Genomic DNA, 11,678 nt, shown 5'->3' on the forward strand with positions numbered 1-11,678 from the left:
ATTACTCTTTCAATCTATTCCCACTCAATGGTAGCGGGCGGCTTGGAGCTGATGTCGTACACTACGCGGTTGATGCCGCGCACCTGGTTGATGATTTTGTTGGAAACGTGGGCCAGGAAGTCGTAAGGGAGGTGAGCCCAGTCGGCGGTCATGCCGTCTACGCTGGTAACGGCGCGCAGGGCTACTACTTGCTCGTAAGTGCGCTCGTCGCCCATCACGCCCACGCTCTGAATGGGAAGCAGCATCACGCCCGCCTGCCAGATCTGGTCATATAGGCCGTATTCACGCAGGGAATCGATGAAAATGGCGTCGGCTTTCTGGAGCAGCTGTACCTTCTGGGGCGTGATGTCGCCGAGGATGCGGATGGCCAGGCCAGGACCAGGGAAGGGGTGACGGTTGAGGATGTTGGGGGGCAAATTCAGGGCCGCGCCTACTTCCCGCACCTCGTCCTTGAAGAGCATGCGCAGGGGCTCCACCACCTTCAGGTTCATCAGCTCCGGCAGGCCGCCCACGTTGTGGTGGCTCTTGATGGTCACGGCCGGCCCCTTGACCGACACCGACTCAATTACGTCGGGGTAAATGGTGCCCTGGGCCAGCCATGTGGCGCCTTCTACCTTTTTGGCCTCGCGCTCAAATACCTCGATAAACGTGCGGCCAATGGCTTTGCGCTTTTGCTCGGGGTCAGACAGCCCAGCCAGGGCCGAGTAGAACTCCTGGGAGGCATCCACGCCGCGCACGTTCAGGCCCAGCACTTCGTACGCTTCCAGTACGCCTTCGTACTCATCTTTGCGCAGCAAGCCGTTATCCACGAAAATGCCGTGCAGGCGCGTCCCGATGGCCTCGTGTAGCAGCAGCGCCGCCACGCTGGAGTCGACGCCGCCGGATAAGCCCAGAATTACCTGGTCGGTTGCGCCGATGGTGTTTTGCAAGGCCGCGACCATACTGCTTACAAAGTGCTCGGGCGTCCAGCTTTGGTCGCAGCCGCAAATATCGACTACGAAGTTGCGCATCAGCGTTTTGCCTTCTGTAGAGTGCGTTACCTCAGGGTGAAACTGGATGCCGTAGGTTTCTTGGCCGCTAATATGGTAAGCAGCTACTTCTACTTCATGGGTGCTAGCAATAACTTCGTAACCAGTTGGTAACACCTTTATAGTGTCGCCGTGCGACATCCATACTTGCGAATCGAGGCTGAGTTCACGCATCAGCGGGCTGCTCTTTTCGATATGATTGAGGCGGGCGCGGCCATACTCCCGGATGGTAGCAGGCAATACTTCGCCGCCACCTTGCTGAGCCAGCAATTGCGCGCCATAGCATACACCCAGCACCGGCACGCGGCCAAGATATTGGCTCAAATCAGGGTTAGGAGCTTCAGGATCGCGCACGGAGCAGGGGGAGCCTGAAAGCACCACGCCCCGGATATCCTCAGTGAGGGCCGGGGCGTGCGTGAAGGGATGAATCTCGCAGTAGACGTTCAGCTCGCGAATGCGTCGGGCAATGAGCTGCGTGTACTGGGAGCCGAAATCAAGAATCAGAATCTGTTGGGGCATGGGCAAAGGTAAGGAGGGTAGGTCGAGCTTGCAAAAAGTGCCGAAAGCATGGTTCAAAAAATACCAGATCAGTAATAAGTAGTGGCTTCTGATTCAAAACATGATCTAAAGCGAATAAAAATAGACCGCTAATGTTTTTAGTCATATTTTTTGTTGAGTAAATTGTATTATAATTTATGATCATTATATTTGTATAAGTTTTTTATGCACTATGTATAGAAGATGATCAATTCAGCTTAGTTACATTCTTTTCTGCTCCTTCTTAACAACCACCTTTGTGAAAATCTCTACCTACCTCCTCACCAGCGCGCTATGCCTCCTGCTACCTGCCTTGAGCAACGCACAATCAAAAACGGCTCGTAGTTCCCAACTATCGAGCAAAGCTCTAGCTGTGGCAACGCCCAAAGCAAAGGCAAACAAATCAGTTGCTCAGCCAGTCGCCGCTATCATTGTTGAACCCGAGGTTATTACACGGGTATTTACCGGTACTGTACTAGGTGCCTGGAACGACCCTTTGGCCGGCGCTATCATCACGGTTATTTCGGATCCTAAGGAGGGAGGCATTACCAATTCGTCTGGTGGCTACATGATCAAATCTACCTCTACTAGCCTTTCCTTGCGTGTAACCTACGCCGGCTACCAAGATGCGCTCGTGGAAGTGAATGATACAAGTCCGTTACTGGTGCAAATGACACCCATTGATCATTACGAGCGCCAGGTAAAGAAAAATCTGAAAGCGGCCGAGAAGGCGTACCGCAAACCGTAATTCGTTTGCACGTTAAGCAGTAGTTGACTACTAAAAGCAGCTAATCGCAACAGGAAGTAATTGATAATCTGCGATTAGCTGCTTTAGCTTAAAATAATCGGGGCAAATGGCTTCATCTGCAGAATCTGTAGGCTATCTTTGCAACGGCGAGTCAGAACGACCAGCTCCTGCTGAACTCCCCCAGGACCGGAAGGTAGCAAGGGTAGGCGGTTGAGCGGTGCGATTTTGGCTCGCTTTTTTTTGCCCATGCCCCAACGAAACTCAGTGCCGCGTTTGCTGGCAAATGGGTAGCTTTGGGGCATTCTTTTGTAATAACCTGCCGCATGAAATTCTTCATTGATACCGCTAACCTCCGTGAAATTCAGGAAGCCGTTGAACTCGGTGTACTAGACGGAGTAACTACCAATCCCTCCCTGATGGCCAAAGAGGGCATCAAGGGCATGGACAATATTATGGCCCATTATCGGCAGATCTGCGAGATGGTAGATGGCGATGTGTCGGCCGAAGTTATCGGTATCACCTTCGATGACATGGTCCGCGAGGGCGAGATGTTTGCCGAACTGCACCCGAACATTGTGGTGAAAGTGCCCATGACCCGCGACGGGGTAAAGGCCATCAAGCACTTCTCTGAAAAGGGCATCAAAACGAACTGCACCCTGATTTTCTCAGCTGGTCAAGCGCTGTTGGCCGCCAAAGCCGGAGCTACCTACGTTTCCCCCTTCGTGGGCCGCTTAGACGATATCGGGCATGATGGTCTAGTGCTGGTCCAGCAGATTGTAGATATTTTCAGCAACTATGGTTATCCAACGCAGGTATTGGCCGCGTCGGTGCGCCATGTGCCGCACCTGATTCAGTGCGCTGAAATTGGAGCTGACGTGGTCACTTGCCCGCTCAACGTTATTACCGGCTTGCTCAATCACCCACTTACCGACAAAGGGTTGGCGCAGTTTCTGGCCGACCATAAAAAGGTGAACGGATAATTCTGTTAGGCACTGGGGCGGTTGGGAGCAAAGAGGAGTACTTTCTGCTTCCAACTCTCCGTTTATATATCCTGGCTCTTCTCTCCATGTACATCATCAAAGTAAAAGGCAAGGCAAAAATCCCGGACTATATACAGCTCCGCGACGAGGAATTTGTGCTGATTGCTTACTTCCGCGCCGACCGCCCTTTGAAAGATCTGCACCGCTACGGGTTGGAAGGGAAGGAAACCGCCTTGGCTGGAGTTATTGCCGGGCTGGAGTTTGGAAAGCTACAAAAGCTGGAAGTTTGAGTTCTTAATTCGAAAAAAGCCCCCCAGCTCTCGTATTCACTGAGTTGCCCGCCGCATTCGACTCAGATTCATTTCGCGTTACCGTAACTATGTCAGATTCCGCCGTACCCGTTGTTGAGCTCCACGACGCCTACATTATGCAGGACGTGAATACGGTACTGCAAAAGATCACCTTTACTCTCGAGAAAGGCGAATTCGCATATCTGGTCGGGCGCACAGGTTCGGGTAAAAGCTCCTTGCTCAAAACCCTGTATGCCGATCTGCCGCTGGGTGGAGGCGTGGGTACCGTAGCTGGTTTCCCATTGCAAAAACTTAGCTCCAGCAAGGTGCCGTATCTGCGGCGTAAGCTAGGTATCATCTTCCAAGATTTTCAGCTGCTTTTCGACCGTACCGTAGCCGAAAACCTGATTTTTGTTCTCAAAGCAACAGGCTGGAGCGGCAAGGCCCGCATTCAGAATCGCTTGTCGGAAGTGCTGATGCGTGTGGGGTTGGCCAACTCGGCCAGCAAAATGCCCCACCAACTTTCGGGAGGAGAGCAGCAGCGTGTGGTTATTGCCCGCGCCTTACTCAACGAACCCTTATTGCTGCTGGCTGATGAGCCTACCGGCAACCTCGACCCCGAGGTGGCTGCTGATATCATGCGCTTGTTCGTGGAAATCAACAATGCCGGTACGGCCGTGCTGATGGCTACGCACAATTACCAGATTATTCGGCAGTACCCGAAGCGGGTGCTGAAGTGCGAAAACGGGCAACTGCTTGACTCAACGCAAGTTTCCTTCAAGCTGACTGAATAATAGGTCAGCCGAGAGCCAGTCCACAACATGCTCCGTTCACGTGTATGACCGGTCTGTCCATTCTGATTCCTGTTTATAACCGCGATGTCACCACACTGGTACGGGCATTATCGGAGCAGGCAACAGATTGGGCCGGACCCGTGGAGATTCTCTGTCTGGATGATGGTTCTGAGGAGCGCTATAAACTTCTTAACCGAGTAATAGCCGATTGGCCCCGAGTAGTTTATCAGGAATTACCTCACAACATTGGGCGCTCAGCAGCGCGGAATCATTTGGCGGCTAGCGCCAGCCAACCATGGTTATTGCTCCTTGATAATAATGTAAGCCTGCCAGATACGTGTTTTTTGGCCTGCTATAGTGCAGCTATTCTCCAGTTTACGGCACCCGTGCTAGTGGGCGGAACCAGGTATGGCCTAACCCCGCCGGCCGATGCCGCTACTTTTCTGCGCTGGCACTACGGGCGCAGGAGAGAGGCTTTTGCGGCAGCCTCGCGCCAGCAAAAGCCTCATCATCAATTCAAACTAAAGAATGTATTGCTGAGAGCGGAGGTGTTCAACCAGATAAAACTGGATGAAGCCATTACGCGCTATGGGCATGAGGATACCAAATTCGGGTGGCGCTTACAGGCGGCGGGCATTGCGGTGCAGCATCTAGATAATCCTGTGTTGCATGATGGGTTGGAAACGAATGAGGTTTTCCTGCGGAATTCGCGTCAAGCTGTGCAGAACCTAGTCCACTTGCACCAAACGGAAGCATTAGGCGCGGATACCAAGCTGCTGCGTACGACTCTGCAGCTACGGCGCCTTGGCATAGGCGCCGCTGCGCGTATCCTGTTGAGTATAGTAGAGCCGTTGTTGTGGCGGCAGGTGCTGGGCCCTGCTCCGCGGTTACGTAACCTAGATAGCTTGAAGCTACTTTGGGCGCTGCGGGCAATGAAACAGTAGGCATTTTAAACCAGCACAAAAAAGCCCCCTAGAATATTTCTGGGGGCTTTTTATTAACTGAAGACCTATAAAGTCAACTTAGTCGTTGTCGGTATTTTTGACCTCCGACTTCACTTCTTTGTAGGCGCCTTTCACGGCACTGCCTACTTTCTTGCCGACTTTAGCCGCGCCTTTACCAACATCTTTGCCGGTCTCTTTCACATCAGACGCGGTGTTGCTGACGGCTTGACCTACTTTGCTGCGCTCATCGGCGGTTTCTTCTTTCACTTCTTTAGCCTCGCCACTAACGGCATCAGCGCCTTGGGATACTCGGGCTTCGGTTTTGTCGTACGACTTGAAGGCCGCATACTTCAGCTTTTCCTTCTGAATAGCTGCTAAGTCATTGGCGCTGATATCACCTTTTACGGCATCATAGGCTTCATCCAGAGCACGCCACTCGGCGTTGATGTTGCGCCAATCGTCGATGTCGTAGCGGTCCTCGTTCTGCTTGATCATCTGCGTGAAGTTCTCATACGTCTGACGGGCGTTGGCGGCAGTGAGCTGAGCAGCCGGACTGGTAGGCTTGTAGTATTTGCCCATCTTCATGGTGCCGGCGCCACTGGCCACACCTGTCGTTGCATCGGTGCCGCCAGTAGTAGTGCCGGCCGTATTGGCTTTGTTGCGCCACGCTTGGTCGCGCTGATCGTAGGCGGTAGTGTAGCGGGTCCGGAGCTGCTCAATTTCCTGACGCCGGGTCTCGTCGTACTGGTCGGCGTATTGATCTACGGCCGCAACTTTAGCATCGTAATCGGCCTTCATCTGCGTGGTTTCACGCTCATAATCGGCCTCCGCTTGGTTGCTTGCCGCTTGAGCTTTTGCTTCCGATTCGGAGACAAAGTTCTTGAAGTCGTTATATGCCTGGTCGCTTTCCTGGGAAACCTCCGCACGGTCCTGACGCGAACAGCTAGCTTGCGTGAAGGTGATACCACCAGCCATCAGCAAGAGGGCCAGGGTATGCATGGTTATTCGTTTCTTAAACATGGCAGTAGGGAGTTAGTGCTGATGTGGAATGATCAGTGTGGAAGTCTGACCTTGCTTGGCTAAACGCAAGCATCAGGGCAGGGGTTGCGTGCCGCCATGGGCTGCTGGTTTGGGCGTTGCCGCTATATTTGATGCCTAGCACCCACTCTTCATTCGTCTCCCCATTGCCCACTGACCTTGTACCGTCCGCCCCCATTCGCATGTTGGATCTGGCGGCTCAGCACGCCCCCCTTCAGCCCGCCCTCGACGAGGCGCTGAGTACAGTGCTTCGGGAAGCAGAGTTCATCAATGGGCCGGCCGTAGCAGCTTTTGCGCAGGAGCTAAGCGCTACCCTTGGTGGCCCCCACGTAATACCCTGCGCCAATGGTACCGACGCGCTCCAACTGGCGCTGATGAGTCTGGATTTGCCCCCCGGCGCTGAAATTATTCTGCCCGCCTTTACCTACGTAGCTACCGCTGAAGCTGCTGCTGTGCTAGGCTTGCGTCCGGTTTTTGTCGATGTAATGCCGACTACTTTCTGCCTCGATCCAGCAGCGGTGGAGGCCGCCGTTACACCGCGTACGGGTGCAATATTAGCAGTGCATTTGTTTGGGCAATGCGCTGATTTAGAGGCGTTGAAACAGATTACAACCAGACAGGCCATTCCGCTGATTGAAGATAATGCCCAAGCTGTTGGCGCTACTTATCGGTTTGCCGACGGCCAGCAAGCTTACGCTGGTACAGTAGGCGAGGTGGGAACGACATCCTTCTTTCCGGCGAAAAACCTCGGTGCCTTTGGCGATGGTGGTGCTCTTTTTACCCGGGATGCTAACCGCGCCGCTTACTTGCGTCAGCTTGCCAACCACGGCCAAACCCGCAAGTACCATCACCAGCACATCGGCCTTAACTCTCGCCTCGACACCGTGCAAGCTGCGTTGCTGCGCGTGAAGCTGCCACACCTGCCCGCCTGGACCGCTATCCGCCAGCGCATCGCCGATTATTACGATGCCGCGCTGGAGGGCATTTCGGGTCTCCGTGTTCCACACCGCGACGCTAACAGCAGTCATGTGTTTCATCAGTACACCTTAACGCTGGAAAAAGCCCCCCAGCGCGACCAACTTCAGGAATACCTGGGGCAGCGTGGCGTGCCGAGCATGGTCTATTATCCGGTGCCTGTGCACATGCAGCCTGCCTATGCCTACCTTGGCTACCCTGCTGGGCAATTCCCGGTAGCTGAGCAGCTGTGCCGTACGGTGCTGTCGCTACCCATTCATCCGATGCTTACTGAGGCGCAACAAGACTATATCATTACGACTATCCGGGCGTTTTTTGCTTTAACCCGCTCTGCTGCATGAGTATACCGTTACACTCCGGAGCCGAGCAGCCCGAGGTAAGCTTTGCTATTTGTGGTGTGGGCCACATTGGTCGTCGCCACGCGGCGCTGGTGCAGCGTCAGCCGGGCGCAAAGCTTGCAGCCTTAGTTGATATCCGGGCTGAGCTGGAGTTGGAGCTGTCCGCCGAATTTGTGGGGGTTCCTTTCTTCACGTCTCTCGAAGAATATCTCACCCATGGTTCCGCCGCCGATGTGCTCACCGTGGCCACGCCTAATCATCTGCACGCGTCTCAGGCAATTGCCGGCTTACGCCACGGGCTACATGTGTTGGTAGAAAAGCCGCTGGCCCTGCGCACCGCTGACGCGGAACAAGTTGTGGCTACGGCCTCGCAGGCGGGCCGGTTGGTATTTGGAGTAATGCAGAATCGCTACTCGCCGCCGGCCGTTTGGCTGAAGCAAGTGATTGAGGAAAAACGACTGGGGGGCATTTTTATGGTCCAGATAAACTGTTTCTGGAACCGCGACGCCCGCTACTACCGCCCCGGCAGTTGGCACGGCACCCGCGCCCAAGACGGTGGCACGCTATTCACTCAGTTCAGCCACTTCATCGATCTGCTCTACTGGGTTTTCGGCGACGTAACTAATCTGCAAGCCCGTTTCCACGACTTCAACCACCAGCACCTCACCGAGTTTGAGGACAGCGGCCTCGTGACTTTTGACCTCGTGCGCGGCGGTACTGGCACTCTGCATTACAGCACCGCCGTCTGGGACCGCAACCTCGAAAGCAGCCTCACCGTCATCGGCGAGCACGGCAGTCTGCGCATCGGTGGGCAATACATGGATAAAGTGGAGCACTGCCACATCCGCGACTACGAATGCCCGCCGCTTCTGCCGACCAACCCCGCCAATCACTACGGCTTCTACCAAGGCAGCGCCGCCAATCATGTGCAGGCGATAGAAGAGGTGGTTGAGGCAGTTAGAAGCGGTGGTTTATGTGAAACGAATGCTCGGGAAGGAGTGAAAGTGGTGGAGATTATTGAGCGGATTTATGGCTTAAAGTAACGTGGAGAAGCGTAGGTAAAAACTACTTATCAGTTTTACGTAACTACTTACATGAACTCCCCCGACCAACAAGCCCTCACTGAACTCCGCGCCTGGCAACAGCGCATGCAGAAGTCGCCGACGCTGCTGAACCGCTTCACGCGCCGGGTACAGATTCGGTTGAATGCGTTGCTGCCCGAGCGGGTGCATGAGGCCATTACCACGGCTATTCGGCAAATGGTGCGCGGGGTGTTGTTTGGGTCGATGCACACTACGCGCCAGCCGCTGCTGGAAGCGCCGTGGGCGGAACGGGAAACGGCGGTGCGAACCCGCATTCGTTACTACCGCAACACCGCGTCGGCCGAAGGCGCCGTGACGGGGGCGGGGGGCTTTTTGCTGGGTCTGGCCGATTTTCCGCTGCTGCTGGGCCTCAAGCTTAAACTGCTCTTCGACGTAGCCGCCCTCTACGGCCACGACGTGCGTGATTATACCGAGCGGCTGTATCTACTGCACATCTTCCAGTTAGCCTTTTCCAGTCAGCACACCCGCAATGAGGTGTATCGTCGCATTGCTAATTGGGACACGTACCGCCACACGCTGCCCACCGATGTAAATGAGTTCGATTGGCGCACCTTTCAGCAAGAGTACCGCGACTACATCGACTTGGCGAAGTTGGCCCAACTGGTGCCCGTGATTGGAGCAGCGGTGGGAGCGGTGGCCAACTACCGCCTCATCGAGCAGCTCGGCGAAACAGCTGTGAACTGCTACCGCATGCGCCATCTTGAGCCGAAGGGTACTATTTTGCCCCCCAGCGCCGGTTAAGCCACACGGTAAATGAGAAAGAATAGCCCCATTTGCAAGTACGCATGCCGGCAGTCTACCTTTGCGACCCCAATTCTTTCTGATCAAAGGATTGTTTTTATACCGAGGCGTGGAGAGAAAGGCTCAATGAAACGCCGGCAACCCCCAGCACAACTGGAACGGTGCCAACCGAGGTCAGCGCAAGTATCGACTGGCTATATAAAAACAAATTGCCGTGAACATTCAGCTGCAACCTGCTCTATTTTCCTTCGCCACCCTGCCGCTCCACATGCTGAGTTGGGCTGCTTGTTTGGGTATGGGTTGTTGCTGTTGTTGAGCGTTCGAACATTCTCTCATTTTCCTGGCTTTGCCAATCTGCAGCTGTAAATAGCCGCTGGGGGGCATTTCTGCTCTGATTCAGCCTTTGCTTTGGCTGTGGATCAGGTAGTTGCCCAATTTGCCGAAGCGGTAGCAACGGCGTCAGCTTTGTGGTCTGTCTGCTCTATAGGCGGATATTCTTTCTCTTATCTCCATTCTTTTTATCCACCACGAGGCGCGGCTTCGTGCTACATTTTATGCTCAAAAAATCACTGGAATTACTGCGACAAGAGGCGGCCGAAACCGGCACCCACACCCTCAAGCGCAGTCTGAGTGCCTTCAACCTTGTTGCCATTGGGGTAGGGGTTATTATTGGAGCGGGACTCTTTTCCCTTACTGGCATTGCGGCCGCCAATCATACCGGACCAGCCGTTACGCTCTCATTTTTGGTAGCAGCCGTTGGCTGTGCCTTTTCGGCCCTGTGCTACGCGGAGTTTGCGTCCATGGTACCCGTCGCTGGCTCGGCCTATACGTATTCCTACGCTACGCTGGGTGAGTTGTTTGCCTGGATTATTGGCTGGGATTTGGTGCTCGAATATTCCGTGGGCGCCGCCGCCGTTGCCATCAGCTGGTCGCAGTACCTGACGCGGTTTTTAGCCAAATACGACCTGCATATTCCCGCTCAGCTGGTTATGTCGCCCTTCGAGACGTCTACTTTGGCCGATGGCTCGGTGGTGCACGGGTTCGTCAATCTGCCCGCTATTCTGATCGTGCTGGCCATCACAGCCATCGTGATTCGGGGTACGCAGGGCTCGGCCTGGGTTAACGCAACTATTGTGGCCCTGAAGGTATCGGTAGTGCTGGTGTTTATTGCGTTGGGTTGGCAGTACATCGATCCGGCCAACTATCAGCCCTATATCCCGGCCAATACGGGCACGTTTGGCGAGTTTGGCTTGAGCGGCATTCTGCGCGGAGCCGGCGTTATCTTCTTCGTCTTCATCGGTTTTGATATTGTGGCCACAATGGCGCAGGAAGCCAAAAAACCCCAGCGTGATATGCCTATCGGCATCATCGGCTCGCTGGTCGTGTGTACTATTCTGTTCGTGCTGTTTGGGCACGTAATGACGGGCCTGGCCAACTACACGGAGTTCAAAAATAGCGCCGCGCCGGTAGCCATCGCCATCGAGAAAACGCCGTATGCTTGGTTGAGTCAGGCCATTATTATCGCTATTCTGATTGGCTACACCTCCGTCATTCTGGTGGATTTGCTGGGGCAGTCGCGGGTGTTTTTCTCCATGTCGCGCGACGGCCTGTTGCCCAAGATCTTCTCTGAAATTCACCCTCGCTTCCAGACGCCTTACAAATCAAACATCTTGTTGGCCGGCCTAATCAGCGCTTTTGCAGGCTTGGTGCCCATTCAGGTAGTAGGCGAAATGACCAGTATCGGTACGCTGCTGGCCTTCGTGATGGTATGCCTCGGCGTACTTATTATGCGCAAGCAGCAGCCCGATGCGCCCCGCGCTTTCCGTACGCCGTGGGTGCCGCTAGTGCCCATTATGGGCATCCTGACCTGCTTACTAATGATGTTTTCGCTCCCCTGGGATACCTGGTTGCGCCTCATTGTGTGGCTTGCGGCCGGATTAGTGATTTATTACCTCTATGGTAAAAAGCACAGCAAACTGCGACTAGCACAGGAACAAGCCCAAGTGAAGGCTTAACGAATTACACTCCCCAAAAAAGCCCCCCGCATCATCATAGCGGGGGGCTTTTTTATGCCTTATGAACGGATGCCTTCCGACAGCAATACCGAATTTTTAAAACCTGATTCAAGCAAAGTAACACAGCAATGAAGCAGTTTTAGGTAG

Annotated in this window: 11 protein-coding genes, 1 other RNA gene and 1 riboswitch; of the genes, 10 read left to right on the forward strand and 2 right to left on the reverse strand. The window is 54.3% G+C overall.

Annotated features, from left to right (window positions below; translation table 11 throughout):
- Positions 1 to 14 precede the first annotated feature (14 nt).
- Entirely contained in the window at positions 15 to 1,547 is a 1,533-nt protein-coding gene (gene guaA / locus G7064_RS19605; protein WP_166074927.1) for a glutamine-hydrolyzing GMP synthase, read from the reverse strand.
- Between the two features lie 277 nt (positions 1,548 to 1,824).
- On the opposite strand from guaA, the gene G7064_RS19610 reads away from it, so the two are divergent.
- From G7064_RS19610 to G7064_RS19635, 6 genes are all read left to right on the forward strand, one after another.
- Positions 1,825 to 2,313 (forward strand): carboxypeptidase-like regulatory domain-containing protein, encoded by a 489-nt coding sequence (locus G7064_RS19610; protein WP_166074928.1) that lies wholly within the window; start codon positions 1,825 to 1,827, stop codon positions 2,311 to 2,313.
- A 143-nt stretch (positions 2,314 to 2,456) separates the two neighbouring features.
- An RNA gene (gene ffs / locus G7064_RS19615) (signal recognition particle sRNA small type) lies at positions 2,457 to 2,553 on the forward strand.
- A gap of 83 nt (positions 2,554 to 2,636) precedes the next feature.
- Positions 2,637 to 3,293: a fructose-6-phosphate aldolase gene (gene fsa / locus G7064_RS19620; protein ID WP_166074929.1), complete on the forward strand. Its 657-nt coding sequence runs from the start codon at positions 2,637 to 2,639 to the stop codon at positions 3,291 to 3,293.
- An 86-nt stretch (positions 3,294 to 3,379) separates the two neighbouring features.
- On the forward strand, positions 3,380 to 3,583 hold the full coding sequence (locus tag G7064_RS19625) for a fructose-6-phosphate aldolase (protein ID WP_133273275.1): 204 nt from the start codon (positions 3,380 to 3,382) through the stop codon (positions 3,581 to 3,583).
- Positions 3,584 to 3,672: 89 nt separating this feature from the next.
- Positions 3,673 to 4,377 carry a cell division ATP-binding protein FtsE gene (locus G7064_RS19630; protein ID WP_133273274.1) on the forward strand — a complete coding sequence of 235 codons (705 nt, stop codon included), beginning with the start codon at positions 3,673 to 3,675 and terminating at the stop codon, positions 4,375 to 4,377.
- 44 nt (positions 4,378 to 4,421) lie between these two features.
- Positions 4,422 to 5,321 carry a glycosyltransferase family 2 protein gene (locus G7064_RS19635; protein ID WP_166074930.1) on the forward strand — a complete coding sequence of 300 codons (900 nt, stop codon included), beginning with the start codon at positions 4,422 to 4,424 and terminating at the stop codon, positions 5,319 to 5,321.
- Positions 5,322 to 5,399: 78 nt separating this feature from the next.
- Here the strand turns inward: G7064_RS19635 and G7064_RS19640 are convergent, their stop codons facing one another.
- Positions 5,400 to 6,341 (reverse strand): hypothetical protein, encoded by a 942-nt coding sequence (locus G7064_RS19640; RefSeq protein ID WP_133273272.1) that lies wholly within the window; start codon positions 6,339 to 6,341, stop codon positions 5,400 to 5,402.
- A gap of 164 nt (positions 6,342 to 6,505) precedes the next feature.
- On the opposite strand from G7064_RS19640, the gene G7064_RS19645 reads away from it, so the two are divergent.
- The 4 genes from G7064_RS19645 to G7064_RS19660 all read left to right on the forward strand — a co-directional run bounded on the left by G7064_RS19645 (position 6,506) and on the right by G7064_RS19660 (position 11,531).
- A complete protein-coding gene (locus tag G7064_RS19645; RefSeq protein ID WP_240935609.1) occupies positions 6,506 to 7,675 on the forward strand; it encodes a DegT/DnrJ/EryC1/StrS family aminotransferase in 1,170 nt (389 codons plus the stop codon).
- Positions 7,672 to 8,715 carry a Gfo/Idh/MocA family protein gene (locus G7064_RS19650; protein WP_166074932.1) on the forward strand — a complete coding sequence of 348 codons (1,044 nt, stop codon included), beginning with the start codon at positions 7,672 to 7,674 and terminating at the stop codon, positions 8,713 to 8,715. Before G7064_RS19645 ends, G7064_RS19650 begins: the two co-directional genes overlap by 4 nt.
- Positions 8,716 to 8,766: 51 nt before the next feature.
- Positions 8,767 to 9,516 (forward strand): EcsC family protein, encoded by a 750-nt coding sequence (locus G7064_RS19655; protein WP_166074933.1) that lies wholly within the window; start codon positions 8,767 to 8,769, stop codon positions 9,514 to 9,516.
- A gap of 94 nt (positions 9,517 to 9,610) precedes the next feature.
- A riboswitch (SAM riboswitch) is annotated at positions 9,611 to 9,721 on the forward strand.
- 349 nt (positions 9,722 to 10,070) lie between these two features.
- Complete coding sequence (locus tag G7064_RS19660) at positions 10,071 to 11,531, forward strand: amino acid permease (RefSeq protein ID WP_166074934.1); 1,461 nt, start codon at positions 10,071 to 10,073, stop codon at positions 11,529 to 11,531.
- Positions 11,532 to 11,678: the final 147 nt, after the last annotated feature.

This window comes from Hymenobacter sp. HDW8 (genome assembly GCF_011305775.1).
GTDB classification, from domain to species: Bacteria; Bacteroidota; Bacteroidia; order Cytophagales; family Hymenobacteraceae; genus Hymenobacter; species Hymenobacter radiodurans.

Coding starts and splice junctions, on each gene's coding strand:
- G7064_RS19635 (WP_166074930.1), top strand. CDS start 4,422: ATGACCGGTCTGTCCATTCTGATTCCTGTTTATAACCGCGATGTCACC.
- G7064_RS19655 (WP_166074933.1), top strand. CDS start 8,767: ATGAACTCCCCCGACCAACAAGCCCTCACTGAACTCCGCGCCTGGCAA.
- G7064_RS19625 (WP_133273275.1), top strand. CDS start 3,380: ATGTACATCATCAAAGTAAAAGGCAAGGCAAAAATCCCGGACTATATA.
- fsa (WP_166074929.1), top strand. CDS start 2,637: ATGAAATTCTTCATTGATACCGCTAACCTCCGTGAAATTCAGGAAGCC.
- G7064_RS19660 (WP_166074934.1), top strand. CDS start 10,071: ATGCTCAAAAAATCACTGGAATTACTGCGACAAGAGGCGGCCGAAACC.
- guaA (WP_166074927.1), bottom strand. CDS start 1,547: ATGCCCCAACAGATTCTGATTCTTGATTTCGGCTCCCAGTACACGCAG.
- G7064_RS19650 (WP_166074932.1), top strand. CDS start 7,672: ATGAGTATACCGTTACACTCCGGAGCCGAGCAGCCCGAGGTAAGCTTT.
- G7064_RS19640 (WP_133273272.1), bottom strand. CDS start 6,341: ATGTTTAAGAAACGAATAACCATGCATACCCTGGCCCTCTTGCTGATG.
- G7064_RS19630 (WP_133273274.1), top strand. CDS start 3,673: ATGTCAGATTCCGCCGTACCCGTTGTTGAGCTCCACGACGCCTACATT.